This is a genomic window from Pseudomonas sp. 1L-C-7-B-C1, assembly GCF_057291635.1.
In genome coordinates, this window is sequence record NZ_JBXAWH010000007.1 from 133,851 (window position 1) to 159,058 (window position 25,208).

Annotated in this window: 22 protein-coding genes; 9 read left to right on the forward strand and 13 right to left on the reverse strand. The window is 61.4% G+C overall.

Features of this window, described 5'->3' with window-relative positions; translation table 11 throughout:
- Position 1: 1 nt before the first annotated feature.
- The 3 genes from kdpA to AC0Z8Z_RS12900 form a co-directional block, all read right to left on the reverse strand.
- On the reverse strand, positions 2–1,696 hold the full coding sequence (gene kdpA, locus AC0Z8Z_RS12890) for a potassium-transporting ATPase subunit KdpA (protein WP_485619368.1): 1,695 nt from the start codon (positions 1,694–1,696) through the stop codon (positions 2–4).
- A 5-nt stretch (positions 1,697–1,701) separates the two neighbouring features.
- On the reverse strand, positions 1,702–1,797 hold the full coding sequence (kdpF, locus tag AC0Z8Z_RS12895; RefSeq protein ID WP_037009437.1) for a K(+)-transporting ATPase subunit F: 96 nt from the start codon (positions 1,795–1,797) through the stop codon (positions 1,702–1,704).
- Positions 1,798–2,721: 924 nt separating this feature from the next.
- Entirely contained in the window at positions 2,722–2,850 is a 129-nt protein-coding gene (locus AC0Z8Z_RS12900; RefSeq protein WP_485619369.1) for a hypothetical protein, read from the reverse strand.
- A 152-nt stretch (positions 2,851–3,002) separates the two neighbouring features.
- Here AC0Z8Z_RS12900 and AC0Z8Z_RS12905 point away from each other — a divergent pair, with 152 nt between their 5' ends.
- On the forward strand, positions 3,003–3,755 hold the full coding sequence (locus AC0Z8Z_RS12905) for a response regulator (protein ID WP_122538444.1): 753 nt from the start codon (positions 3,003–3,005) through the stop codon (positions 3,753–3,755).
- Positions 3,752–4,831 (forward strand): sensor histidine kinase, encoded by a 1,080-nt coding sequence (locus tag AC0Z8Z_RS12910; protein WP_485619370.1) that lies wholly within the window; start codon positions 3,752–3,754, stop codon positions 4,829–4,831. Before AC0Z8Z_RS12905 ends, AC0Z8Z_RS12910 begins: the two co-directional genes overlap by 4 nt.
- Positions 4,832–4,931: 100 nt before the next feature.
- Here the strand turns inward: AC0Z8Z_RS12910 and AC0Z8Z_RS12915 are convergent, their stop codons facing one another.
- The 9 genes from AC0Z8Z_RS12915 to AC0Z8Z_RS12955 all read right to left on the reverse strand — a co-directional run bounded on the left by AC0Z8Z_RS12915 (position 4,932) and on the right by AC0Z8Z_RS12955 (position 16,707).
- Positions 4,932–5,984, reverse strand: a complete 1,053-nt coding sequence (locus tag AC0Z8Z_RS12915; RefSeq protein WP_485619371.1) for an AI-2E family transporter — start codon at positions 5,982–5,984, stop codon at positions 4,932–4,934.
- Between the two features lie 164 nt (positions 5,985–6,148).
- Positions 6,149–7,069, reverse strand: a complete 921-nt coding sequence (locus tag AC0Z8Z_RS12920) for a cation diffusion facilitator family transporter (protein ID WP_485619372.1) — start codon at positions 7,067–7,069, stop codon at positions 6,149–6,151.
- Between the two features lie 162 nt (positions 7,070–7,231).
- Entirely contained in the window at positions 7,232–8,074 is an 843-nt protein-coding gene (locus AC0Z8Z_RS12925; RefSeq protein WP_172612550.1) for a DUF4892 domain-containing protein, read from the reverse strand.
- Between the two features lie 186 nt (positions 8,075–8,260).
- Positions 8,261–9,115: an alpha/beta hydrolase gene (locus AC0Z8Z_RS12930; RefSeq protein WP_485619373.1), complete on the reverse strand. Its 855-nt coding sequence runs from the start codon at positions 9,113–9,115 to the stop codon at positions 8,261–8,263.
- Positions 9,112–9,951, reverse strand: a complete 840-nt coding sequence (locus AC0Z8Z_RS12935; protein ID WP_172612552.1) for an alpha/beta fold hydrolase — start codon at positions 9,949–9,951, stop codon at positions 9,112–9,114. The genes AC0Z8Z_RS12930 and AC0Z8Z_RS12935 overlap by 4 nt, the downstream gene beginning before the upstream one ends.
- 587 nt (positions 9,952–10,538) lie before the next feature.
- Positions 10,539–11,720 (reverse strand): hybrid sensor histidine kinase/response regulator, encoded by a 1,182-nt coding sequence (locus AC0Z8Z_RS12940; RefSeq protein WP_485619374.1) that lies wholly within the window; start codon positions 11,718–11,720, stop codon positions 10,539–10,541.
- Positions 11,714–12,331, reverse strand: coding sequence for a chemotaxis protein CheB (locus tag AC0Z8Z_RS12945; RefSeq protein ID WP_485619375.1), 618 nt, complete (start codon positions 12,329–12,331; stop codon positions 11,714–11,716). The genes AC0Z8Z_RS12940 and AC0Z8Z_RS12945 overlap by 7 nt, the downstream gene beginning before the upstream one ends.
- Positions 12,328–13,149: a CheR family methyltransferase gene (locus AC0Z8Z_RS12950; RefSeq protein ID WP_172612554.1), complete on the reverse strand. Its 822-nt coding sequence runs from the start codon at positions 13,147–13,149 to the stop codon at positions 12,328–12,330. The genes AC0Z8Z_RS12945 and AC0Z8Z_RS12950 overlap by 4 nt, the downstream gene beginning before the upstream one ends.
- Positions 13,150–13,197: 48 nt before the next feature.
- On the reverse strand, positions 13,198–16,707 hold the full coding sequence (locus tag AC0Z8Z_RS12955; protein ID WP_485619376.1) for a response regulator: 3,510 nt from the start codon (positions 16,705–16,707) through the stop codon (positions 13,198–13,200).
- A 268-nt stretch (positions 16,708–16,975) separates the two neighbouring features.
- Between AC0Z8Z_RS12955 and AC0Z8Z_RS12960 the strand changes: the two genes are divergently transcribed.
- Together AC0Z8Z_RS12960 and AC0Z8Z_RS12965 are read left to right on the forward strand one after the other, a co-directional pair.
- On the forward strand, positions 16,976–17,338 hold the full coding sequence (locus tag AC0Z8Z_RS12960) for a response regulator (RefSeq protein ID WP_172612556.1): 363 nt from the start codon (positions 16,976–16,978) through the stop codon (positions 17,336–17,338).
- 88 nt (positions 17,339–17,426) lie between these two features.
- A complete protein-coding gene (locus tag AC0Z8Z_RS12965; protein ID WP_485619456.1) occupies positions 17,427–18,641 on the forward strand; it encodes a glycosyltransferase family 4 protein in 1,215 nt (404 codons plus the stop codon).
- Between the two features lie 10 nt (positions 18,642–18,651).
- Here AC0Z8Z_RS12965 and cobF read toward each other — a convergent pair whose 3' ends face one another.
- Entirely contained in the window at positions 18,652–19,413 is a 762-nt protein-coding gene (cobF, locus tag AC0Z8Z_RS12970) for a precorrin-6A synthase (deacetylating) (RefSeq protein WP_485619377.1), read from the reverse strand.
- 250 nt (positions 19,414–19,663) lie between these two features.
- Here cobF and AC0Z8Z_RS12975 point away from each other — a divergent pair, with 250 nt between their 5' ends.
- From AC0Z8Z_RS12975 to AC0Z8Z_RS12995, 5 genes are all read left to right on the forward strand, one after another.
- Positions 19,664–20,569, forward strand: coding sequence for an AraC family transcriptional regulator (locus AC0Z8Z_RS12975; protein ID WP_485619378.1), 906 nt, complete (start codon positions 19,664–19,666; stop codon positions 20,567–20,569).
- Between the two features lie 242 nt (positions 20,570–20,811).
- The gene (locus AC0Z8Z_RS12980; RefSeq protein ID WP_122534651.1) at positions 20,812–22,134 is read left to right on the forward strand and encodes an ABC transporter substrate-binding protein; all 1,323 of its coding nucleotides are present in this window, start codon (positions 20,812–20,814) and stop codon (positions 22,132–22,134) included.
- A gap of 80 nt (positions 22,135–22,214) precedes the next feature.
- The gene (locus tag AC0Z8Z_RS12985; RefSeq protein WP_485619379.1) at positions 22,215–23,147 is read left to right on the forward strand and encodes a carbohydrate ABC transporter permease; all 933 of its coding nucleotides are present in this window, start codon (positions 22,215–22,217) and stop codon (positions 23,145–23,147) included.
- A 10-nt stretch (positions 23,148–23,157) separates the two neighbouring features.
- Positions 23,158–23,991 carry a carbohydrate ABC transporter permease gene (locus AC0Z8Z_RS12990; protein WP_065991391.1) on the forward strand — a complete coding sequence of 278 codons (834 nt, stop codon included), beginning with the start codon at positions 23,158–23,160 and terminating at the stop codon, positions 23,989–23,991.
- Positions 23,992–24,084: 93 nt separating this feature from the next.
- Positions 24,085–25,188, forward strand: coding sequence for an ABC transporter ATP-binding protein (locus AC0Z8Z_RS12995; protein WP_485619380.1), 1,104 nt, complete (start codon positions 24,085–24,087; stop codon positions 25,186–25,188).
- Positions 25,189–25,208 lie beyond the last annotated feature (20 nt).

The window sequence follows — 25,208 nt, forward strand, 5'->3', positions numbered from 1 at the left end:
CTCAGAAGCCCAGGCTCAAGTGTTCGGCGATCGGTCCCAGTGCCAGGGTCGGCAGGAACGTCAGGCCGCCCACGAGCAGGATGGTCACGGTCAGCAGGGTGACGAACAGCGGGCCGTGGGTCGGGAAGCTGTTCTGGCCCAGCGGCGAGCTCTTCTTCGCCGCCAGACTGCCGGCCAGCGCCAGCACCGGCAGGATGTAGCCAAAGCGGCCGATGAACATCGACAGGCCCAACATCAGGTTATGGAACGTGGTGTTGGCGCTGAAGCCGCCGAAGGCCGAACCGTTGTTGGCGGTCGCCGAGGTATAGGCATAAAGCAACTGACTGAAACCGTGGGCGCCGGGGTTGCTCACCGCCCCCGCCGGGCCGGGCAACGAGGCCGCCAGCGCACCGAACACCAGCACGCCGACCGGCATCACGATCAAGGTCGCCACCAGCAACTTGACCTCACGGGCCTGCAGCTTCTTGCCGAGGTATTCCGGGGTGCGGCCGATCATCAGCCCGGCGAGAAACACCGCGATCAATACGTTCAGCAACATGCCGTAGAGGCCTGCGCCGACGCCGCCGAAGATCACTTCGCCGACCATCATGTTGGCCAGGGCGATCATCCCGGTGAGCGGGTTGAGGCTGTCATGCATGCCGTTGACCGAACCGTTGGACGCCGCCGTGGTGGTCGCCGCCCAGAGCACAGTGGCGGTGGTGCCGAAGCGCGTTTCCTTGCCTTCCATCGGCGCGGTCTGCTCGACCGACGCGATGTTCAGCGCAGGGTTCGGCTGGTACTCGGCCCACATCGCGGTAGCGCCGCCAATCAGGAACAGCGCCAGCATGCAGGCGATGATCGCGCGGCTCTGGCGCATGTCCTTGACGTAATGGCCGAAGGTGAACACCAGCGCCACCGGGATCAGGATGATCGACACCAGCTCGAACAGGTTGCTCCAGATGGTCGGGTTCTCGAACGGATGCGCCGAGTTGACGCCGAAGAAGCCACCGCCGTTGGTGCCCAGTTGCTTGATCGCAATCTGGCTGGCGGCCGGGCCCAGCGGGAGGGTCTGGTCGGTGCCTTGCAGGGTGACGGCGTCCATGTAATGGGCGAAGGTTTGCGGCACGCCCTGCCAGACCAGCAGCAGCGCCAGTACCAGGCACAGCGGCAGCAGACCGTAAAAGGTCGCGCGGGTCATGTCCGCCCAGAAGTTGCCCAGGTGCTGCGTCGAGCGACGGCTGATGCCTCGGCAGAACGCGACCAGCACGGCGATGCCGGTGGCGGCGCTGACGAAGTTCTGCACGGTCAGGCCGGCCATCTGGCTCAGGTAGCTCAGGGACGATTCGCCGCTGTAGCTCTGCCAGTTGGTGTTGGTGACGAAGCTCATGGTGGTGTTGAACGCCAGCGACCATTCCATGCCCGGCAGACCCTGTGGGTTAAGCGGCAGCGAGCCTTGCAGGAGCAGGATGGCGAACAGCACGACGAACCCGGCCAGGTTGAACGCCAGCAGGGCGACTGTGTAGGTTTTCCAGTTTTGTTCGATCGTGGGGTCGACGCCGGCCAGGCGATAGCAGATGCGCTCGACCGGGCCCATGACCGGGGTCAGAAAGGTGCGCTTGCCTTCCATGACGTTGTAGTAGAACCGTCCCAGCAGCGGCGCGGGCAGTAGCACCAGGGCGAAAAACGCCAGTATCAGCAGGTAGTCGTAACCGTGCATGGCCGTTACTCCTCGACCCGGCCGGCGCGCAGGAGCGCAACCAGCAAGTAAACGAATAACCCTGCTGCGAGCAGCAGTGACACCCCATCCAGAACGCTCATGAAAAACTCTCCGTCATACGGCGACTGCCGTGTGGGGCAATTGTCTGCAGTGGGGGTGTAAAGGAACGAGAGCGACGGGGGTCGGGGGGCATAAAGAAAGCGTAAAGAGTGAAGAAAACAGAGCGTTTAGAAGCTTTACACCGTGGGCATATCCGGTATTTGTGTGTGGAGTTGTTATGGTTCCGCCCTTACGGCGGGTCACTTTTTCCAAGAGCCGAAAAAGTAACCAAAAAGGCCCTGCTCCTGGTTTGGCCCGACTTCGTCGGGTTCCCTCACTCCGACGACGCTCCGTGGGCCCGCGCCGAACGGACATCCATGTCCTGACGGCGCTCTCGCCGCATCCATGCGGCTCGACCCACTGCGCGTCGTCTACGTTCGGCCTGCACCCAAGTCGCGTTTCCGGTGTTTGAACTACCGCGTAGAAGATCAAAAGCAAATCAGAGGCAGATCAAGGGCGGGTCAAGCGCCAGGGACTTGTGGGAGTGAGCTTGCTCACGAAGGGGTCGGTACATCCACCGGATATCTGGTGTTTGAGATAAAGCATTCGCGAGCAAGCTCGCTCCCACAGATGGGGTGTCCAATCAGCAAAACTGTCGCCGCCTGGGCTGGCCTCTTCCCGGCTAAAGCCGGTCCTACAGGGGGTACGTGGTGCTTTTGTAGGACCGGCTTCAGCCGGGAAGCCGTTGCTCTGCTTTTGTTCTGCTTTTGATCTGCTTTTGATCTCCATGCACAAAAAGCCCAGTCACCGCCAATCGCGACTTGGGTGCAGGCTGAACGCAGGTCTCGCGCAGTGGGCCGAGCCGCATGGATGCGGCGAGAGCGCCGTCAGGGCATGGATGCCCGTTCGGCGCGGGCCCACGGAGCGGGACCGGAGTGAAGGAACCCTGACGAAGGAAGGGCCCAACCGAGAGCAAGCACCCTTGGTTACTTGGGGATGGTGCGACTTTCGACTTTTCCAAGTAACTCGCCGAAGGCGAAACAGTCTGCCTTTAGGCAGACGCCCTTGATCTTGATCTTGATCTTGATCTTGATCTTGATCTTGATACGGAGCACGGCAGGTCAGCCGTGTACCGACCTTGATACATTCAAGACAACCCACCGACACCTCCCCACCCCACCCTTCCGCCCCGCTCGCCAGCGAAGTAGCATGGCAGCGTCGACTCCTATCCGCGGCCCAATCGGCGGCACCACACGGCGGCAGTACCATGCAGACAACACCCGACAGCCCCACCGCCACCGCACCGAGCGCAGAGCGCCGCTGGACCACCCGCGCCCTCATCGTCGATGACGACATCCCCATCCGCGAACTGCTCTGCGACTACCTCGCCCGCTTCAACATCCACAGTACCGGCGTCACCGACGGCAACGCCATGCGTCTGGCCCTCACCGAAGACACCTACGACGTCGTCGTCCTCGACCTCATGCTCCCCGGCGAAGACGGCCTCTCCCTCTGCCGCTGGCTGCGCAGCACCTCCGACATCCCCATCCTCATGCTCACCGCCCGCTGCGAACCCACCGACCGCATTATCGGCCTGGAACTGGGCGCCGACGACTACATGGCCAAACCCTTCGAGCCCCGCGAACTCGTCGCGCGGATCCAGACCATCCTGCGCCGCGTCCGCGATGACCGCACCGAAGAACGCACCACCCTGCGCTTCGACAACTGGCGCCTGAACAGCGTCCTGCGCCAACTCACCGCGCCGGACGGCCTCGTCGTGCCCTTGTCCAACGCCGAATTCCGCCTGCTGCGGGTCTTCCTCGAACGGCCGCGTCGCGTGCTCAACCGCGAACAATTGCTCGACGCCGCCCGCGGTCGCTCCATCGAAGCGTTTGATCGCAGCATCGACCTGCTGGTCTCGCGCCTGCGCCAGAAGCTGGGCGACGACCCGAAATCCCCGCAACTGATCAAAACCGTGCGCGGCGAAGGCTATATGTTCGACGCCCGGGAGATTGGTTGATCCGCTCGGCCGACACCCTGTTTGCCCGGCTGTTTGGCGGGGCGCTGCTGGCGATCGTCCTCGCGCACCTGCTGGCGTTCGTCTGGTTTCACTACTACGGCCCGAGAATGCCGCCCCCGCCCGGCTGCGATCGGCCGACGGCCAGCCAGATGCAAGCGCCGTCCGACCGCGATCCTGCCGCCGAGGCAGACCAGAACGACAGGCGCCGGCCGCCTTGCCGCCCGCCAATGCTCGGCATCCCGCTGGTGCCCCTGCTGTTCCAGTTGATCAGTCTGGTGCTTGCTGCCTGGTTCGGCGCCAAGGCCCTGAGCCGGCCGATACGCCGATTGAGCGAGGCGGCCGAACGTCTCAGCGAGAACCTCGACAGCCCGCCCCTGGCCGCCAATGGCCCTCGCGAGGCACGTCAGGCGGCCCAGGCGTTCAACCTGATGCAGGAGCGCATTCGCGAACAGGTGCAACAGCGCGGACGCATGCTCGCTGCCGTGTCCCATGACCTGCGCACGCCCCTTGCGCGCCTGAAACTGCGGGTCGAGCAGATCGACGAGCCGCGACTGCACGGGCAGATGAGCCAGGATCTCAACGACATGATCGGCATGCTCGACGCGACCCTGACCTACCTCAACGAACAGCGCACCAGCGAAGCACTGCAGTATTTCGACGTGCAGGCGCTGATCGAATCCCTGGCGGAAAACGCCCAGGACAATGGCGATGACATTCAGGCGAGCGGCACTTGCCGGCCGCTGAAATCCCAGCCCATGGCCCTGCGCTCGTGCCTGAACAACCTCATCGACAACGCCCTGCGGTACGCCGGGCATGCGCGCGTGGAGATCGAAGACGCCAGCGATCGCCTGCGCGTCAGCGTCGTCGATCACGGCCCTGGCATTCCCGAAGACCTGCGTGAAGTGGTGTTCGAGCCCTTCTATCGCGTCGAAAGCTCGCGCAATCGCAACTCGGGCGGCGTCGGCATCGGCATGACCATCGCCCGGGAAGCCGCACGCCGAATGGGCGGCGACCTGCGCCTCGCACAAACCCCCGGCGGCGGCCTGACCGCGGTGCTGGATCTGCCGCGAACCTGACCCCCGCCGTGACCAAAACCTGTCATGACTGGGCCGGGGCAAACCCGCGCGCAAAATTGACCGAGTGCCCCGGACGACGGCGTTTTTTTATTGAATTTAATTACTTGACCGGCTGCCGCGCGCGGCTGTCTCCAACCCAGTCCAGCAATAAACTGTAAGCCACTGCCAGCAACGTCGGGCCGATGAACAGGCCGATAAAGCCGAATGCCAGCAACCCGCCAAACACACCGAGCAGCACAATCACCAACGGCAGGTTACCGCCGCGACTGATCAGGTACGGCTTCAGTACGTTGTCGACGCCACTGACAATGAACGTCCCCCACAGGCCGAGAAAAATCGCCATGCCGTAATCGCCTCTCCAGGCCAGCCACGCCGTGGCCGGTATCCAGATCAGCGGCGGGCCCATAGGCACGAGGCTCAGCAGGAAAGTGCCGATCCCCAGCACCAGCGCTCCCGGCACGCCGGCAATCAGGAAACCGATCAAGGCCAGCACCGCCTGTGCCGCTGCCGTGCCGATAACGCCGTTGACCACCCGCTGCACCGTGCCCGCCACGAGATCGAGGTAGTACTGGGCGCGATCGCCAATCAGTCGTTCCAGCAAACTGAGCACAAACGCCGCCACCCGCGGCCCGTCGCGGTAGAAAAAGAACACGAAGATGATGCTCAGGGTCAGCTCGAGAATGCCACCGCCAATCTGCGCACTGCGCGCCAGCAGCCAGTTGCCGACCTGGCCCAGGTAAGGTCGGACGCTGACCAGTAACGCAGCGCCTTGTTGATCGATGGTGTTCCAGTAGCCCACCAGCCGCTCGCCCACCAGCGGAACGCCCGCCAGCCAGGTGGGTGGATCGGGCAGGCCGTCCACTTGCACGTCCTTGAGGAACGCGGTTGCGTCACGCACGTGGTCCGCCAGATTGAAGCCCAGCCAGACCAGCGGCGCGAGCACCAGCACCATCCAGCCCAGGGTCAGAATGGCGGCCGCGAGGGACTCCCGCCCCTTGAGCGCGCGGGTCAGCAGACGCATCAGCGGCCAACTGGCGAATGCCAGCACCGCCCCCCAGAACAGCGCCGACCAGAACGGCACCATCACCCATAGGCAGGCGCCGAGCAGCGCGAGCAGGAGAATCTGCACCAACAGGCGATCGTTATTGAACATCGGTCATTCCGCAACAAAAGGGGTTGAATCCGACAAGCATACCGTCGAACCGAGCAACCCGCCTTGCGCGGATACCTGGGCCCGACTTCAGGACGGGAACAGAGCCCATTTCTATGGGTGCTGATGACTTGACCGGTGATGTCAGCGGGCGAATTGACCTTCTCTCATTCAGCCCATTCTTTGTTAACGGTAAAGGCTATTGTCAGCCAACGATCAGGGCCGGTACCGCCAACCTCTTCGCCAATTTCATCCCGGATCAGATCCCACGCCTCCAGGGATCGTGGCGGCAAGCCCGGCGGAACGATGAAGTAAATCTCGATCTGTCTCCCGCGCCCCACACGGGCCACATAGGCACGGTAGGAAAGGAAGCCATGTCGCTGGACAGCATCGCTTGCAACGTCGTCGACTCTTTTCTTCATTTCTGGCGGGGTCACCAGCAGAACATCGGCGAGAGCGTCACGAATCGTCGGCAGCGGCAAGGGCAAAACGATGAGGCAAACAAGCGCCAGGACCGCTGGATCTATATAAGGCGATAACCATTCCAGCGCTGTGCCCTTGATCATCCAGCCAGTCAGGAACGCGAGTAACAGAGCGCCGGTCATTGCGGCAGATATCGTCCAGGCCTTTACGTCCAGGGCAATGAAGCTTGAATTGAGTCGTTTGTTGGCGCGTCGGCCATAGATGATCATTCCAACCGCGCTGACAAGGGCCACTAGCGCAAAAATGAGCGCGAGATCGAAGTCCAGGTGTCGCCCGCCCGCCATCAGGCTTCCCACGGCCATGATCAGGCCATAGCCAGCGGTACCCACCAATAGTGTCCCGGACAACCCGAGCACAATGGGCTCAAGGTGCCAGAACCCCATTGTGAAATTCCTGGTCAGGCGGGCTCGACCGAAATCGTTGTGAGAGACGGCAATCAGCTTGGCAACGAGCAGAGCAAAGCTCGTCATGACTGCGTCGATCAGGGTGTATACACCGTCAAAAATAATCGACGCAGATCCGGTCAGCAGACCGAAAACCACCCCAAAAACAGCCAGAGCAAACGTCACAAAAATGGAAAGGCGAAGCACGCTTGGCTCTGTCATCTGACTCACGGGTACGATTAGCGGAGGCCATTGTAAACACACCGTGAAGTCAGACAAAACCTGGATAGCACCCCAGTGGCCCCTGCGCGAAACGAGATCGACGTCAACGATTGCACCGACCGAGACGTTTCGCCAGGCGGCCTGACAAGCGCTCTGCGGCCCTCAGCGAATGAGTTCGAGGGTCAGGCCGGGGTTTTTCCGATCGCCCGCTTCCAGCCGGGCAGCGCGCACGCCTTTGGCGACCAGCGCCTGACGCCACGCCTCGCGCTGATCCCCGGACAGGGTAACGCGCAAGGTGCTGTCCAGATTCAGGCCACGTGACAGCAACGTGATCCAGGGCTCCTGCGGTGCTGCGGTCAGCATCGGCAGCTCCAGCTCGCCAGTGCTTTTCAGCTCGCGCAACAGGGTGGCGGAGGTCGGCAACAAATCCCCCAGCGGGGTGCTCGACTGAAATTGCTCGACGTGAAGGAACGCCCGACGGTTGCCCCGGGTGATGCCGTACAACGCCACGAGCGTGTTGTCCGCCGGGGCGGCGAGGCGCAGCAGCAGATAGGACTGACCGTTGTCGGCGCCATACAGCTTGGCGTTGCCGAACACCTCGTTGGCCCACAGGCTGCTTTCGCCGCAATCGCGGGCCTGGCACCAGAACAGCAACTGCGCACCCTGCTGCTGCAAGGCTTCACGGGCGGCGGTGAAGGCCTCGTCGGCGCTGTGCTCGACCGGCAACTGGTAAGTGATCCCGGTGACGTTGCCGCGCCCGGACACCTGCCCGTCGAAGCGCAACTGACCGCTGATCTTGCGAATCGAGCCGAGCGGGTAGATGCGTTCCAGCTCGACGGAGGGCCGGTAATCGACGATTTCGGCGTCTTCCAGTCGCGGCAGATTGGGCAGATCCTGGCTACCGGGAACGTCGGCTGCATGGGCGACAGTACTGATGCCGGTGAGCAGCAACGTGAGCGCGAGCGTGCGGGTGAAGGCGTGGCTGAACGTTAGAGATGCGCTCATGGCAGGGCAATCGGCGAGGCGGGGATTGATCCGGCGGATAAACCCCCAGGCAACGTAATCGGCAGGCAAAACAAAGCCGCGACAACGCGCGGCAGACATGAAAATAAAACGGTGAGGCGTGGGCAGTGGTCCATCGTGCAGTCTCCTGTTTCAACTGCCCCAGCCTCGGCAGTTGCAGGTCGCAAGTCAAGGAACGGCGAAGAAGCGATTGAAACAGTCTGCAACAGAGCGCGCACCCGCCTCATCGTTCAGGTGCAGATGGTGCCCGCCCGGCAAGGCCGTCACCGTAAAAGGAACGCTGGCGAGCAGCTCCCGGTTCTGCGCGAGCATGCCCTCCTCGGCCACGATCAACTGCGCCGGACAGCGCACCGCCGTGACGAAAGCCAGCGCGTGCGCGCGGGTCAGACGAATTGCCGAGGGCAAGGTCAGTCGGCTGTCGCTGCGCCAGGTGTAACCACCCGGCACCGGCATCAAGCCACGCTGGGCCAGGAGTTCCGCCGCCTCGCGACTGACCGCCACCATGCCTTTCATCCGCGCCTCCACCGCCCGGTCCATGTCCGCATACACCGGCTTGCGCTTGCTTTGCAGGGTCAATTGCGCCTGCAGCGCCGCGCCCATGCGCTCGACGACAGACTCCGGCTCGGCCACTGGCGGAACCAAACCGTCGATCAAGGCCAGACGATTGACTCGCTGGGGGACCGCGGCCGCAACGATCACCGAAATGATCGCCCCCAGGGAATGCCCCAGCAGGGAAAACCGTTCCCAGCCCATCTGGCCCGCTACCTGCAAAACATCGTGGGCGTAGTCCGGCAAACCATAAGCTGATCCCGGCGGGCGATGGTCGGAGTGGCCATGCCCGGCCATGTCCAGCGCCAGGATCCGCAGCCCTTCAAGCTTGGGCGCCAGCCGCGCGAAGCTGTTGGCGTTGTCCAGCCAGCCATGCAGGGCGATCACCGGAATGCCATCCTGGGGCCCGAACAGATGAGCCGCCAGCTCAATATGGGGCAGACTCAGACGGATTTCTTCCACCGAGCAGGTCATGCGCCGGCTCGGTGCAGCGCGGCGTTAGCGTCAGCGGTGGCGGCGTCGGCTCTGGCCGTCCAGCGTGAAAACAGCGTTTTGAGCAGGCGGGCGGTGTCCTCGGGATGTTCGAGCGGGAACATATGCCCGCCGGGCACGCAAAGATACACGCCCTCGCGCATGCGCTTGACCGACAACGCATGGTGGCGCCGCACCACATCGCTGCTTTCGCCGCGCACCATGGCCAACGGCACCCGCAACTGACGGGCAAGGCCCGGACTGGTGTGGGGCACGCTGCGATAGATGCTGATTTCGGTGGCGGGATCGAAACGCAAGCGCAACCCGTCGCCCTCGGCTTGCAGCCCATGAAGCAGATACGCCTCGAAACACTCGGGATGGAAACGCCGGAACAGCGACTTGCCGGCAAAGTACTCCCGGGCCGCCTCGACACTGCTGAACACTTCACGACGCCCCAACGTGCGGCCTGCGGGCGTGATGCGATCGATGAAGCCGAAGCGCTTGGCGGCACGAATCATCCATTGATCGAACCGCGTCAGCACCGGTGAATCCAGCATGACAACGCCCCGGTACAACTCCGGATGACGCAGCGCCGCGTGGTAATGCAGCACGCCGCCCAGCGAATGGCCCACGCCCCACACCGGTTCAGGCTGCTCGCGCAAGTGGTGGATCAACTCATCCACCAGCTGCGGCCAGTTGTCCGTTACCGGAAATTGCGGGTTATGAGCATGCTGCTCAAGATGCCGAACCTCGAACTCAGGCCCAAGCGCGGCAAACAACTTGCCGTACGTACCCGACGGAAAGCCGTTGGCGTGAGCGAAAAACAGAAGTTGGGCCATGCCGACGCATCCAGGGCAACCAGAACAAGCCGCGATTGTGCGCACCGCCGGACTGGGCGGCAATGACCGGAACTGCCATCGATGAGGCCACTCCGGTCATGGGGGGGGTATATCTGCTTGAGCGGAAGCGATCGGGTGTCACACCGCGAAAGTTCTGGTGCTATCAGGGGCCTCTTCCCGGCTAAAGCCGGTCCCACCAAGAGCAGCGCATGCATCCAATGGGATCGCCTCCGACTGTAGGACCGGTTTCAGCCGGGAAGCCTTTGATCTGCTTTTGATCTTCATACGCAAAAGGCTCAAACACCGCCAATCGCGACTTGGGTGCAGGCTGAACGCAGGTCTCGCGCAGTGGGCCGAGCCGTATGGATGCGGCGAGAGCGCCGTCAGGACATGGATGTCCGTTCGGCGCGGGCCCACGGAGCGGGACCGGAGTGAGGGGATTCCGACGAAGGAGGAACCAAGCCAGGAGCAGGCACTTTTGCTTACTTTTGGATGGTGCGACTTTCGACTTTTCAAAAGTAAGTCGCCGAAGGCGAAACAGTCTGCCCCCAGGCAGACGCTTGTGATCTTGATCTTGGAGATCTCGATCAGAGCGGCAGCGATACCCGAAACATCGACCCCGCCCCTTCCTCGCTCTCGACAATGATCCGCCCGCCATGAGCACTGACGATCTGATCGGAAATGAACAACCCAAGGCCAAGGCCGGCCACCGCATGACTGGCAGCAACACGCTCGAACTGCTGAAAAATGCGCTTCTGATTTTCCGGACTGATCCCGATCCCGTGATCGCGCACCTCGATCCGCGCCTCGCCTGCCTCGCTGTACACCCGCAACTCGATCGGCTTGCGCGCGCCGTAGCGCAACGCATTGGTGAGCAGATTCGCCACCACCTGCTCGATGCGAAACTCGTCCCACACGCCAATCACCGGCGCCGTGGCGTGCAACGTCACCACACTGCTGGCTGCAGCGATCTGCGCCGAATAGCTTTCCACCAGATTAACCACCAGCTCCGACAAATCGAAGGGGCTGGTACGAATCGACAGCTTGCCCGTTCGAATCCGCGACACGTCAAGCATGTCCTCGATCAGGCGGATCAGGCTCTGGATTTGCCGCTCATCGCGGTCGACCATGGCCCGGAGTTTCTCCATGGTGAACGCCGACGCATTGTCCTTCGCCAGATGCAGCTTGCGCAGCTGTGTTTCCAGAATCAGCCCATTGAGCGGCGTGCGCACTTCATGGGAAACGATCGACATGAAGTCATCGCGCATGCGGACCGCACGCTCCAGCTCGCTCTGCGTCGATTTCAGCTCGCGCATCAGCGCTTCCTGCTCTGCGCGGCTGCGTTCCAGCTCTTCGAGCTGCTGCTTGAGGGCCTTGCGCTGGCGGTACAAATCAACGAAGACGTTGACCTTGCTCTTTACCGCATGAATATCGAGGGGCTTGTGCAGGAAATCGACTGCACCGCTTTCATAACCCTTGAACGCGTAATTCAGCTCGCGCCCGGCAGCACTGACAAACACGATGGGAATGTTCTTGGTCTTCTCGGTGCTGCGCATCAGCTCGGCAAGTTCGAAGCCGTTCATCCCTGGCATCTGCACGTCGAGAATCGCCATCGCAAACTCGTGTTCAAGCAGCAACGACAGGGCCTCGTCCGCAGACAACGCCTTGAACACCTGACGGTCCTCACGCTTGATCAGCGCTTCGAGGGCGAGCAGGTTCTCCGGCAGATCATCCACGATCAGCAGTTTGGCTTTGATATCACTCAGCATGCAATTCGTTCCAGCTCGACAAGCAAGGACCCGATGTCGGGCAAAGGCAATAGAAAATCCGGCGTATGAAGAGCAAGCGCCGCTTCCGGCATGGTCCGCGCGAGCGACCGGGCCGGGTCTTGGACCACGGTCAGACCACCGTACTCCTTGATTCGTGCAATGCCACGCGCGCCGTCGCTGTTGGCACCGGTCAACAACACACCGGCCAGCCGATCACCATAGGCGTCTGCAGCCGATTCGAACAGGATGTCGATGCTCGGGCGCGAATGATGCACCCGTTCCTCCTGGCTTAGGGACAGGCTCAGATCGTTCTCGATGGAGAGGTGATAACTGGGCCCGGCAAAATACAGCGTACCGGGCTTGATGGTCTCTTTGTCGTCCGCTTCCTTGACCGGTATCGCCAGGTTCGCCGCAAACACCTCGGCCAGATGGCTGCGACGCTGATCCGGCACGTGCAGCACCGCGAGGATAGGCAGCCGATATCCCCTGGGCAATGTGCGAAAAATCTTCAGCAGCGCTTCGACACCACCGGCCGACGCGCCCACCACAATGGCGTCCACCGCCGGCAGCGCGGGCGGCTCCGGAGTGGTGTCAGGGAACGACGTTCTCATGATTTGCGGTAGATCCGCTCGAGTTTGACCAAGGGGTCGAAGTGGCCCTTGTACCCGGAGAAGTCCAGGGTTTCCTTGCTGCCCAGCACGAGAAACCCGCGATGGCACAGGGACTCGTGAAACAGCCCGAAGGCGCGGTCCTGCAGCTTCTTGTTGAAATAGATCAGCACGTTGCGGCAGGAGATCAACTGGGTTTCGGAGAACACGCTGTCGGTCGCCAGGCTGTGATCGGCGAAGGTGACATTCTCTCGCAGGGTCTTGTCGAAAATCGCGTAATCGTAGGCAGCGGTGTAGTACTCCGAAAACAGCCGCTTGCCGCCGGCTTTGAGGTAGTTCTCGTTGTAGCCGCGCATGTTTTCCATGGAGAAGATGCCTTGCTTGGCTTTTTCCAGGGAATTGGGATTGATGTCAGTGGCGTAGATGATCGTGCGTTCGAGCAGGCCCTCCTCCCGCAGCAGGATAGCCATTGAATAGACCTCCTCCCCGGTGCTGCAGCCGGCAATCCAGATCTTCAACGACGGATAGGTCTTCAGCAACGGCACGACTTCCTCGCGGATCGCCAGGAAGTGCGTCGGGTCGCGGAACATCTCGCTGACCGGAATCGTGAGGAACTGCAAAAGCTGCATAAAGGCAGAGGGGTCATGCAGCACCCGCTCCTGCAACGCGGAAATGGTCTTCAGTTCAAACTGGCGCAATGCATGGGCAACCCGACGCTTCACCGAGGCGCCTGAGTAATCGCGAAAATCGTAGCTGTACTTCAAGTAGATCGCTTCGATCAGCAAGCGCAACTCGATATCGGCGTCTCTCTCAAGGTGCATCAGCAAAACTCTGTCGGGCAGCGGGCGTGGTCAATTGATCCGATTCACTCAGATACGTTCCATCTTCGGCAGCCACACACGAATCAGCGAGAACAGCCGGTCCAGGTCAATCGGCTTGGCCAGGTAGTCGTTGGAACCGGCCTGCAGGCAGCGGTCCTGATCGTCCTTCATCGCTTTGGCCGTCACGGCAATGATCGGCAGCTTGCGCCAGCGCGGATTCTTGCGGATCTCGATGGTGGCTTCGTAGCCATCCATCTCCGGCATCATCACGTCCATCAGCACCAGATCGATGTCATCGACGGTGTTGAGCTTCTCGATCGCTTCCAGGCCGTTGCGCCCCACCTCGACGATGGCGCCTTTGTGCTCCAGCGCACTGGTCAGGGCGAAGATGTTGCGCACGTCGTCGTCGACCACCAGGATCTTGCGTCCTTCGAACACCCGGTCGCGACTGCGCGCGGTCTTGAGCATCTTCTGGCGCTCGTTCGACAGCTGCGACTCGACCTTGTGCAGGAACAGCGTCACCTCGTCGAGCAGGCGCTCCGGCGAGCGTGCGCCCTTGATGATGATGGTGCGCGAGTACTTCAGCAGCTCGGCTTCTTCGTCCCGGGTCAGGTTTCGGCCGGTGTAGACGATGACCGGCGGAAACGCGCAGATGTCATCGATGGACATGCGCTTGAGCAGTTCGTTGCCGAGCATGTCGGGCAGCTTCAGGTCGATGATCATGCAGTCGTAGGCGTTGTCGCGCAGCAGCTCGAGGGCATCCTGGGCGAAACCGACGGCGGTGATTTCGATGTCGTCATCGCCGATCAGCCGCGCGATGCTGTCGCGCTGCAAGGCGTCGTCCTCCACCAGCAGGATGCGTTTGACCTTCTGCGTGAGCTTGGCTTCCAGCCGGGCGAAGACGTCCTTGAGCTCTTCGCGGGTCGTGGGCTTGACCGCGTAGCCGATGGCGCCCATTTGCAGCGCAGCTTCCTGACGGTCCTCGACGGAAATGACGTGCACCGGAATGTGCCGGGTGCTCGGCAGTTCTTTCAAGCGTTGCAGCACCGTCAGACCGGAATGGTCCGGCAGGCGCATGTCTAGCAGGATCGCGTCCGGGATGAACGATGCGGCCAGATCGAAGCCTTCGTCGGCGGCATGGGCCACCAGACAGTTGTAGCCGAGCTCGTGGGCCAGGTCGTAGAGGATGTGGGCAAATCGCACTTCGTCTTCGATGACCAGAATGCAGCGTTTGGTGAACGGCGCTTTTTCGCGGTCGTCGGCAAAGCGCGGAATCGGCTCGGCAGGCGGCGAAACCCTCACCGCAACAGGTGCGGGCGGCGTGACGCGGGCGGGAGCTGCCGGGGGCTGCACGGCAACTACTGGCGCCTCGGCATACTGCGAAGGCTCTTGTTCAACGTACTCTTCCGGCAGGACGAGGGTGAAAATACTGCCCTGTCCCGGCGCACTGGTGACGCTGATCGAACCGCCGAGCAGACGCGCCAGATCCCGGGAAATCGACAGGCCCAGGCCGGTGCCGCCATAACGGCGATTAGTAGTGCCATCGGCCTGACGGAACGCTTCGAAAATGCTTTCCTGCTGCTCCTCGGCGATGCCGATGCCGGAGTCGCGAACCGTGAACGCCACGCCCTCGCCGGGCTGGCGGGAAACGGTCAGGCTGACAGTACCGCTTTCGGTGAACTTGACGGCGTTGGACAGCAGGTTCTTGAGGATCTGCTCCAGGCGCTGGCGATCGGTGTACAGCGAAACCGGCGTGCCCGACTGGATCTCCACCGAGAATTCCAGCTTCTTTTCGGTCGCCAGAGGCTGGAAGGTCATGCGCAAGCCTTCGACCAGACGGCTGACGCTACTGTTTTCCGGACGCACGTCCAGCTTGCCGGCCTCGACTTTGGAAATATCCAGAATGTCGTTAATCAGGTTGAGCAAATCGTTGCCGGCCGAGTAGATCGACTCGGCGAACTTGACTTGCTCTTCGGAAAGGTTGTCCTGGGGGTTTTCCGCCAGCAGCTTGGCCAGAATCAGCGAGCTGTTCAGCGGCGTGCGCAGCTCGTGGGACATATTGGCGAGGAATTCGGATTTGTATTTGCTGGAGCGCTGCAACTCGTCGGCGCGGGCTTCCAGCTCAATCTGGGCAATGTGCAATTCTTCGTTATTGCGGTCAAGTGCATCACGTTGGTCGGCCAGCGCCTTGCCCTGCTCGGCCAGTTGCTCGTTGGTCTGCTCCAGCTCCGCCTGCTGGGTTTCCAGGTGGGCCTGGGATTCCTTGAGGATCCGCGACTGCTCTTCCAGCTCTTCGTTGGCCGTGCGCAGTTCTTCCTGCTGCACCTGAAGCTCTTCGTTGAGCTGCTGCGTTTCGGCGAGCACTTCCTGCAAGCGTTGACGGTAGCGCGCGGCTTCGATGGAGGTGCCGACGTTCTCGGCCACCAGCTCGAGAAACTCCAGGTCACGGGGGGTCAGTTCGCGAAGGAAGCCCAGTTCGATCACACCGTTGACGTGATCATCGTTGCTGGTGGGCACCACCACGACGCTGCGCGGTGAGCCTTCGCCCAGGCCGGAGGTGACTTTGAAGTAGTCCTGGGGCACGTTGTTCAGGGTGATGATCTGATCCTGCTCGGCCGCTTTGCCAACCACGCCCTCACCGCTGTAGATCGACTGCTCGTGCTGCTCCTGCTCGCGGGAGAAACCGTAGGAAGCCACGCGCACCAGACCGCCGTGCTCCTGACGCACGTACACCGCCGCGACCACCGCGCCCAGGTATTGGGCGAAGAAATGCAGCACGTTGCGGCCCAGTAGATTGAGGGTGAGCTGGCCGATGACCTGCTCGGCCAGTTCGCTCTGGCCATTGCGCAGCCAGGCGACGTGGGACAAGCGCTCGGCGTCCAGCTGTTGCGCCTTGAGGTTGGCGGCGTAGGTATCGGACAGCGTGGTCATGTCCCGACGCCCGACCCAGGCCAGAATCCCGCTGACCAACAGAATGAACGCGATATACAGCGAGACCGACAACACAGTGGTGTGGGTCACGTCGGTGTTGCGTGTCAGACGCAGCTGATGCTCGACGTTGGCCGCTTGCTCATATTGCTCACGCATCTCGTCAGCCAGGCGCTTGCCGCGACGATTCTGGATCGGCGTCTGGTAATCGCCGCCGGTGCGCCGCAGGGTGATCATCTCTTGGGCGAACTCGTTCCAGGAGGATTGCAGCGCGGCCAGTCGTTTGAAGCGATCGACCTGCTCCGGGTTGTCGGCGACCAGTTCTTCAAGGCCCTGGAGTTCGGTGCTGATGGCCGGTTTGGCGACTTCGTAGGGGTCGAGGAAACGCTCATCGCCGGTCAGCAGGAAGCCGCGCATCCCGGTCTCCATGTCCACCGAGAGCTTGAGCGAGCGATTCAGGTTGTTGATCACCCGGTCGGTGTGTTCGACCCACTGGATGGCCGACAACAGGTAGGAAATCAAAATGACGAAGAAAGCCGCACTCAGCACGCCGACAGCCAAAGGTAAACTGACGTTGCGGCTTAACAGTTTGCGGAAACGTTGCTCATCGACTGCAGAGTTGGTGATCATCGCGAGGGCTCAGGCGGATTCGTCTAAACGACGGAGTTTGCCGCAAATCTCGACAAAAACTCCAGCTTCCGACGTACAAGGTTGAATTTTCTCACATTACAGAGAGACTAATTCGGCCGGAACTGTACATTTGAGTGCAGCTTGATAGCTACTACACTCGTTTGAATCGTGTTGTTGCGGCGCGGAAGTTGGCACAATTGCGCCCCCAGCGAAACGCTGTACACCCAATGCCGTGCGATGCGCTCCCTGCCCAATTAAGGAACCTGCCATGTCCGATTCACCCCGCACGATTCTGGTGGTCGAAGATGACAACATCGTCCGGATGTTGATTGTCGACGTCCTCGAGGAGCTTGAGTACACCGTGCTGGAAGCGGCCGACGCCGCCGAGGCGCTTGCGGTTCTGAACAACGCTGACCAGACCATTGACCTGATGATGACCGACCTGGGCCTGCCCGACATGAACGGTAAAGATCTCGCGAATCGGGCGCGTGAAATTCGCCCCGACATCCCGGTGCTGTTCGCCAGTGGCTACGCGGATTCCGTCGATGTGCCAGAAGGCATGCACAACATCGGCAAGCCGTTTTCCATTGATCAGCTGCGTGACAAGGTAAAGGGCATTCTTGGCAACTGAACAACCGGCGCAGCCCACCCCGATCCATGTGCTGATCATTGGCTACGTCTGGCCCGAGCCGCGATCGTCTGCGGCCAGTGGCCACGTCATGCAACTGATCGACTGTTTTCTCGAACAGGGCTGGCAGATCACCTTCGCCAGCGCGGCCACCGAAGGCGAGCACAAGGCCGATCTTGCGGGGCTGGGGATAACCGAAGTCACCATTACCCTCAATCACAGCAGTTTTGATGCCTTTATCAGTGAGCTGCAGCCTGACGTGGTGTTGTTCGACCAGTTCCTGATGGAAGAGCAATTCGGCTGGCGGGCAGAGAAGCATTGCCCGAACGCGATCCGCCTGCTTGAGACTTCCGACCTGCAGAGCCTGCGCCACGCCCGTCATCAGGCGGTCAAGGAACGGCTCGACGGCAAGCCCGATGCTGATCTGACCGGTTATTTTCAGACGCCGCGGGATCAACTGTTCACGCGGATGGCGTCCACTGACCTGGCCCAGCGCGAGGTCGCCGCGATCCACCGCAGTGACCTGAGTCTGATGGTGTCCGACGTCGAAATCGAATTGCTGACCCAGGCATTTTCAGTGCCCGCTGCTCAGCTCCATTGGGCACCGTTGCTTGTGCGAGAGAACCACACAACGCCCGCCAGCCCGCGTGGATTCGAAGAACGTGCGCACTTCATCACCATCGGCAACTTTCGCCACGCACCGAACTGGGATGCGGTGCTGTGGCTGAAAAACACCGTCTGGCCGCTGATCCGCGCGCAATTGCCGGCAGCTCAGCTTCGTGTGTATGGCGCGTATACGCCGCCCAAGGCTGCAGCACTGCATAATGCTGCCCAGGGGTTCTACATCATGAACTGGGCTGAAGACGCGTTGGAGGTGATGGGTGCGGCGCGGGTTTCCCTGGCGCCGCTGCGATTCGGCGCGGGGATCAAGGGCAAGATCATCGACGCCATGGTCTGCGGCACACCTACCGTGACGACGCCCATCGGTGCCGAAGCCATGCACGGCGAGCTGTCCTTTCCCGGCGCGGTGGCCTGTGATGCGCAAGGGCTCGCCGACGCCGCCGTCAGCCTCTACACCGATCAGGCACGCTGGGAACGGGCGCAACGGGACGGCTGGCACCTGCTGCCGGCGCGTTACAGCCATGATCGCCATTGCGCCGCGCTGATCGAACGCATCCTTGCGCTGCGGGAGACGCTACCGGCCCATCGCACGGCCAACTTCACGGGCACCATGCTTCGCCATCATCAGCACAAGAGCACGCAGTACATGTCGCAGTGGATCGAAGCCAAGAACAAGAACACCTGAAGCGTTTTGTCTAAGGGACGGCGCGGCGTAGCAGATAGGTGTCCATGATCCACCCCTTCTGCGCCCGCGCTGTTTCACGCGCCTGACGTATCTGCGCGCTCACTTCGCGCAGCGGGCCTGAAATGAGGATTTCGTCAGGGGTGCCGAGATAAGCCCCCCAATAGATGTGCAGCCCTTCGTCGATAAACCGCTCGAAGGTGCAGTGGGCGTCGAGCATCACCACGCTGTTGCTGATCTGCGCACCCTGCTCCGCCGCAAGCTCCCGCCCGGTGGTGATGTGGATCGGCTCACCAATCCGATTCAGGCCGATGCGATGCCCGGCGGCCAGTGCCTGCACGCTGGTGATGCCGGGGATGACTTCGTAGCCAAATGCCTCCCGGCCGCGGGCCAGCACCTGGTCGAGAATCCGCATCGTGCTGTCGTACAGCGCCGGATCACCCCACACCAGAAACGCACCGGTCTGGCCGGCTTTTACTTCATCGGCGATCAATTGCTCGAATAGCACGGCGCGCTGCTCGTGCCAATGCTCGATCCCGCTGCGATAGGACGGCGAATCGTCCTTGCGCCGGGGATCGCTCACCTGCACCAGACGATAGTCATGCCCCTCGATATAGCGCTCGCAAATGTCCCGGCGCAACGCCAGCAGGTCATCATTGGCGTAGCCCTTGTCGAGGATGAAAAACACCTGGGTGCTGTTCAGCGCCTTGATCGCCTGAACGGTGATGTGCTCGGGATTGCCTGCGCCGATGCCGATCACGAGGATTTTTTTCATGGGTGGCGGTTCTCTGGAGGCGTTCGCGGAAGGTGCATCAGCGTATCGGGTTGTTGAGGGGTGTGGTTAGTCCACTGCGCAGCTGCGCGTCATGGCGCAGCATTGATGGCGCTCAAACCGGCCTCTTCCCGGCTGAAGCCGGTCCTACTGAAGCCACGCGTCCATCTGCATCGGTTTAAAGCCTCTCTCTGTATTCCGCCCATCAAATAGTGCACATTATTCCCACGCCACTCTCCAGGCCGACCCCCGCATGACCAGAACAACAAGAGTCACCGACCCTTCCTACGAGTTGATGGACGACCACAATGGGCTGTCGATCATCTACCGCGAGCACGGTTTTCCCTGCCCGCTGGTGCGCTGGCATTTCCACAAGGAATACGAGTTGCACCTGATTGTTGCCAGTTCCGGCAAGGTCTTCGTCGGCGATTACATCGGCAATTTCTACCCTGAGACACTGTTTCTCACCGGCCCCAATCTTCCGCACAACTGGATCAGTCAGATCGAAGAAGACGAGGTCATTCCCAAGCGCGACATGCTGGTGAATTTCACCGAAGAGCTGCTCGAAAACGGCAATCAGGTGTTCGCCGAACTCAAGGCCCTCGCGCCGTTGCTCGAGCGTGCGCAATACGGCATCGAATTTCGCTGCAAGCGCACCGTCCGCCAGGCCACCAAATTGATGCAAAAGATTGCCGACACCACTGGCATGACGCGCCTGGGCCATTTCTTCATCCTGTTGGAATTGCTGGCCGCCAGTGACGATTTCCAGCTGTTGTCCGGTACCACTGCGTCGCAACTGTCGGATGATCACGCCGTGGAGCGCACCAACAAGGCGGTGGAATACATCTTTACCCACTACGCCCGCGAACTGCCGCTGGAAGAAGTGGCGGACTACCTGGGCATGAAGCCGACCTACTTTTCCCGCGTGTTCAAGCAAGCCACCGGGCGCAGCTTTGTGGAATTCGTCAACCGCTTGCGCATCAGCAAGTCCTGCGAACTGCTCGCCGATGGCGACCGGCCGGTGACTGACGTCTGTTTCGAGTCGGGTTTCAATAACATCTCCAATTTCAACCGACGCTTCCAGAAGCTCAAGGGCATGACCCCCTCGCACTACCGTCGTCTCGCCGTACAGCGCTTGACTGAGCAAAACCTGTACTGATTCGCTGCCCCTTCGCGCCCGTCAACTACGCTGGAACTGCCCCGCACCATGTGCTGGCGCAGTTGTACGGCATGGCCGTCGGAATTCCCGGTGCAAAAAAGTATCAGTTCAAGTGCGCCGCAGGATTTGTCAACCCGCGCCCACAAGGCTGTAATCAACGCACATTCTTCCTGGCCTCCGGAAGAAACAAAAACAATAACCAAGCTTCTGACGTCCGTCTGGGCGCAGAAGAGGAGTGATAAATGAAGACCTCTGCAAATGTTCTCCTTGCCGGTACCTGTCTGACCCTCCTGTCCCTGTGCACCACCGCCACCGCCGGTGAAGTCACTATCGCCACCGTCAACAACAGCGACATGATCCGCATGCAGCGGCTGTCCAAGACCTTTGAAGAACAGCACAAGGACATCAAGCTCAAGTGGGTCGTGCTGGAAGAGAACGTGCTGCGTCAGCGCCTGACCACCGACATCGCCACCAAGGGCGGCCAGTTCGACGTGTTGACCATCGGCATGTACGAAGCCTCACTCTGGGGCGCCAAGGGCTGGCTCAAGGAAATGAACGATCTGCCTGCGTCCTACGCGCTGGACGACGTGTTTCCTTCAGTACGTGATGGCTTGTCGGTCGACGGCAAACTCTTCGCCCTGCCGTTCTATGCAGAAAGCTCGATCACCTACTACCGCAAAGACCTGTTCAAGGCAGCCGGCCTGACCATGCCGGAGCGTCCGACCTGGACGCAGATTTCCGAATTTGCCGACAAGCTCACCGACAAGTCCAAGGAACAGTACGGCATCTGCCTGCGCGGCAAGGCCGGCTGGGGCGAGAACATGGCGTTGATTACCACCATCGCCAACTCGTTTGGCGCCCGCTGGTTCGACGAACAATGGAAACCGCAATTCGACCAGCCTGAGTGGAAGAACGCGCTGACCTTCTACACCAATGTCATGAAAAAAGACGGCCCGCCCGGCGCCTCCAGCAACGGCTTCAACGAAAACCTCGCCCTGTTCAACAGCGGCAAATGCGCGATCTGGGTCGACGCCAGCGTCGCCGGCTCGTTCGTCACCGACAAGTCCCAAAGCAAAGTGGCCGACAGCGTAGGCTTCACCTATGCGCCGCACGAAGTGACCGACAAGGGCTCGGCTTGGCTGTACTCGTGGGCACTGGCGATCCCGACCAGCGCGAAGAACGACAAGGACGCGCGCGCCTTCACCGAATGGGCCACGTCCAAAGAGTACGCCGCGCTGGTCGCCGAGAAAGACGGCGTCTCCAACGTGCCGCCAGGCACCCGTGCATCGACCTACACCGATGCGTATAAACAAGCCGCGCCGTTTGCCAACATCACCCTGGAATCCCTCAAGGCCGTGACGCCGAAAGCGCCTACCTTGAAGCCGGTGCCGTACGTGGGCATCCAGCTGGTGACCATCCCCGAGTTCCAGTCGATCGGCACCTCGGTCGGCCAGCAGTTCTCCGCGGCACTCGTGGGTACCTCCAGCGTGGATCAGGCGTTGACCAACGCGCAAAGCGTGGCCGAGCGTGAAATGAAGCGCGCGGGTTACCCGAAAAAGGGCTGACACCCGCTGCTTGAGGCGGCAGGCGCCGATTGCCTGCCGCACACGTTCACGCTCACGCGTTTGCCCGGTTCGGAGTCAACATGAACACCTCAACCCTCACCCCGCGCGCCACAGCGGCCGACGATCAATCAGCCGCCAAAGGCCGCGTCACCAAGCCCGGCTGGTTTCTGGTCAGCCCCTCGGTGCTGTTGCTGCTGGTCTGGATGATTGTGCCGCTGGGCATGACCATTTACTTCTCGCTGATCCGCTACAACCTCCTGAACCCCGGCGAAAACGAGTTTGTCGGGCTGGAGAATTTCGAATTCTTCGTGACCGACGCAGGCTTTTTGCCCGGCGCGATGAACACCCTGTTGCTGGTCGGCAGCGTGCTGGCCATCAGCGTCATCCTCGGCGTATTGATCTCGGCGCTGCTGGAAGCCAGTGAGTTTCTCGGCCGCGGCATCGTGCGCGTGCTGCTGATCTCGCCGTTTTTCATCATGCCGACGGTCAGCGCGCTGATCTGGAAGAACCTGATTTTCCACCCGGTGTCCGGCATCCTCGCCTGGGTCTGGAAGCTGTTCGGCGCGCAGCCGGTGGACTGGCTGGCCAATTACCCGATGCTGTCGATCATCATCATTGTGTCTTGGCAGTGGCTGCCCTTCGCGATCCTGATTCTGATGACCGCCATGCAGTCCCTGGATCAGGAGCAGAAGGAAGCGGCGCGTCTGGATGGCGCCGGCCCGATCGCGATCTTCTGGCACCTGACCCTGCCCCACCTGGCGCGCCCGATCGCCGTGGTGGTGATGATCGAGACGATCTTCCTGCTTTCGGTGTTCGCTGAAATTTTCACCACCACCAACGGCGGCCCGGGATTCGCTTCCACCAACCTGGCGTACCTGATCTACAACCAGGCACTGCTGCAATTCGACGTGGGCATGGCATCGGCAGGCGGTTTGATTGCCGTCGTGATCGCCAATATTGCCGCGATTATCCTGGTACGGATGATCGGCAAAAACCTCACCGACAAGTCTTGAGGGCAAGGTCATGATGACGCTCAAACAATCCCGTCGCCTGCAAAGTGCCCTGCTCGGCACCTTGTCGTGGCTGATCGCAGCGCTGATTTTCTTCCCGATCTTCTGGATGGTCCTGACCAGCTTCAAGACCGAGATCGATGCGTTCGCCACGCCGCCGCAGTTCATTTTCACGCCGACCCTGGAAAACTACCTGCACATCCAGGAGCGCAGTGACTACTTCCACTTCGCCTGGAACTCGATCCTGATCTCCTTCAGCGCGACGATCCTGTGCCTGCTGATCGCGGTGCCGGCGGCCTACTCCATGGCGTTTTTCGAAACCAAACGGACCAAGGGCACGCTGCTGTGGATGCTCTCGACCAAGATGCTGCCCCCGGTGGGCGTGCTGATGCCGATCTACCTGCTGGCCAAGACCTTCGGCCTGCTGGATTCGCGCATTGCGCTGATCGTGATCTACACGCTGATCAACCTGCCGATCGTGGTCTGGATGATTTACACCTACTTCAAGGACATCCCCGGAGAGATTCTCGAGGCCTCGCGGCTGGACGGTGCCACCACGCGCCAGGAAATCTTTCGCGTGCTGATCCCGATCTGCAAGGGCGGGCTGGCATCGACGGCGCTGCTGTCGCTGATCCTGTGCTGGAACGAAGCGTTCTGGTCGCTGAACCTGACCTCCTCGAACGCCGCGCCGCTGACTGCGCTGATCGCCTCGTATTCGAGCCCTGAAGGTTTGTTCTGGGCCAAGTTGTCGGCGGTGTCGACCCTGGCCTGCGCGCCGATCCTGATCTTCGGCTGGATCAGCCAGAAACAACTGGTCCGCGGGCTGTCGTTTGGTGCCGTGAAATAACGCAGAGCGTCAAGGACGGCGTCCACGCAGAGCGTGGGGACGATCCCGCCGTTGATGATTTCGACATTTTGAAGAATAAAACCGGAGCCCATCATGGCTAACCTGACAATCAGAAATCTGCAAAAAGGCTTCGACGGCCACCAGATCATCAAAGGCATCGACCTGGACGTGAAAGACCGAGAGTTTGTGGTCTTCGTCGGTCCGTCGGGCTGTGGCAAATCCACCCTGCTGCGCCTGATCGCAGGCCTGGAAGACGTCACCAGCGGCAGCATCGAACTCGATGGCCGCGAGATCACTCAAGTGACCCCGGCCAAGCGCGACCTGGCGATGGTGTTTCAGACCTACGCCCTGTACCCGCACATGACCGTCGGCAAAAACCTGTCCTTCGCCCTGGACCTGGCCGGCACGCCAAAGGCCGAGGTCAAGAAAAAGGTCGACGAAGCCGCGCGCATCCTCGAGCTGGGCCCGCTGCTGGAACGCAAACCCAAACAGCTGTCCGGCGGTCAGCGCCAGCGCGTCGCGATCGGCCGCGCCATCGTGCGCAACCCGAAAATCTTCCTGTTCGACGAACCCCTGTCCAACCTCGACGCCGCCCTGCGGGTGCAGACCCGACTGGAACTGTCGCGCCTGCACAAAGAGCTGCAAGCCACGATGATCTACGTCACCCACGATCAGGTCGAAGCCATGACCCTGGCCGACAAGGTGGTCGTGCTCAACGGCGGTCGCGTCGAACAGGTGGGCTCGCCGCTGGAGCTGTACCATCATCCGGCCAACCTGTTCGTCGCGGGCTTTCTCGGCACGCCGAAAATGGGCTTCCTCAAGGGCACCATCAGTCGCGTCGAAACGTCGGCCTGTGAAGTTACTCTGGACGCGGGAACAAAAGTGCTGCTGCCCTTCACCAACGCGCAACAGAGCGTGGGCGATGCAGTGACCCTGGGCATTCGTCCCGAGCACCTGGAGCTGGCCAACGACGGCGATTGCCAGTTGACCGTCATCGCCGACGTCAGCGAACGCCTGGGCAGCGACACCTATTGCCACGTACGCACCACGTCCGGCGAGCCGCTGACCATGCGGATTCGCGGCGACCTGGCCAGCCAGTACGGCGAAACCCTGAAACTCCATCTGAACAGCGCGCACTGCCACCTGTTCGACGCTCAGGGCCAGGTCATCCGCCGCGCGATGCAGGCCGCTGCCTGAGTCACCGCCCTCCACAGCAT

What these genes read in the sequence shown, in the direction of transcription:
- AC0Z8Z_RS12945 (WP_485619375.1), bottom strand. Translation starts at nt 12,331, where the DNA reads ATGAGAACGTCGTTCCCTGACACCACTCCGGAGCCGCCCGCGCTGCCG.
- AC0Z8Z_RS12990 (WP_065991391.1), top strand. Translation starts at nt 23,158, where the DNA reads ATGATGACGCTCAAACAATCCCGTCGCCTGCAAAGTGCCCTGCTCGGC.
- cobF (WP_485619377.1), bottom strand. Translation starts at nt 19,413, where the DNA reads ATGAAAAAAATCCTCGTGATCGGCATCGGCGCAGGCAATCCCGAGCAC.
- AC0Z8Z_RS12995 (WP_485619380.1), top strand. Translation starts at nt 24,085, where the DNA reads ATGGCTAACCTGACAATCAGAAATCTGCAAAAAGGCTTCGACGGCCAC.
- AC0Z8Z_RS12935 (WP_172612552.1), bottom strand. Translation starts at nt 9,951, where the DNA reads ATGGCCCAACTTCTGTTTTTCGCTCACGCCAACGGCTTTCCGTCGGGT.
- AC0Z8Z_RS12920 (WP_485619372.1), bottom strand. Translation starts at nt 7,069, where the DNA reads ATGACAGAGCCAAGCGTGCTTCGCCTTTCCATTTTTGTGACGTTTGCT.
- AC0Z8Z_RS12950 (WP_172612554.1), bottom strand. Translation starts at nt 13,149, where the DNA reads ATGCACCTTGAGAGAGACGCCGATATCGAGTTGCGCTTGCTGATCGAA.
- AC0Z8Z_RS12980 (WP_122534651.1), top strand. Translation starts at nt 20,812, where the DNA reads ATGAAGACCTCTGCAAATGTTCTCCTTGCCGGTACCTGTCTGACCCTC.
- AC0Z8Z_RS12940 (WP_485619374.1), bottom strand. Translation starts at nt 11,720, where the DNA reads ATGCTGAGTGATATCAAAGCCAAACTGCTGATCGTGGATGATCTGCCG.
- AC0Z8Z_RS12915 (WP_485619371.1), bottom strand. Translation starts at nt 5,984, where the DNA reads ATGTTCAATAACGATCGCCTGTTGGTGCAGATTCTCCTGCTCGCGCTG.
- AC0Z8Z_RS12930 (WP_485619373.1), bottom strand. Translation starts at nt 9,115, where the DNA reads ATGACCTGCTCGGTGGAAGAAATCCGTCTGAGTCTGCCCCATATTGAG.
- AC0Z8Z_RS12985 (WP_485619379.1), top strand. Translation starts at nt 22,215, where the DNA reads ATGAACACCTCAACCCTCACCCCGCGCGCCACAGCGGCCGACGATCAA.
- AC0Z8Z_RS12975 (WP_485619378.1), top strand. Translation starts at nt 19,664, where the DNA reads ATGACCAGAACAACAAGAGTCACCGACCCTTCCTACGAGTTGATGGAC.
- kdpF (WP_037009437.1), bottom strand. Translation starts at nt 1,797, where the DNA reads ATGAGCGTTCTGGATGGGGTGTCACTGCTGCTCGCAGCAGGGTTATTC.
- AC0Z8Z_RS12960 (WP_172612556.1), top strand. Translation starts at nt 16,976, where the DNA reads ATGTCCGATTCACCCCGCACGATTCTGGTGGTCGAAGATGACAACATC.
- AC0Z8Z_RS12925 (WP_172612550.1), bottom strand. Translation starts at nt 8,074, where the DNA reads ATGAGCGCATCTCTAACGTTCAGCCACGCCTTCACCCGCACGCTCGCG.
- AC0Z8Z_RS12905 (WP_122538444.1), top strand. Translation starts at nt 3,003, where the DNA reads ATGCAGACAACACCCGACAGCCCCACCGCCACCGCACCGAGCGCAGAG.
- kdpA (WP_485619368.1), bottom strand. Translation starts at nt 1,696, where the DNA reads ATGCACGGTTACGACTACCTGCTGATACTGGCGTTTTTCGCCCTGGTG.
- AC0Z8Z_RS12965 (WP_485619456.1), top strand. Translation starts at nt 17,427, where the DNA reads ATGCAACTGATCGACTGTTTTCTCGAACAGGGCTGGCAGATCACCTTC.
- AC0Z8Z_RS12955 (WP_485619376.1), bottom strand. Translation starts at nt 16,707, where the DNA reads ATGATCACCAACTCTGCAGTCGATGAGCAACGTTTCCGCAAACTGTTA.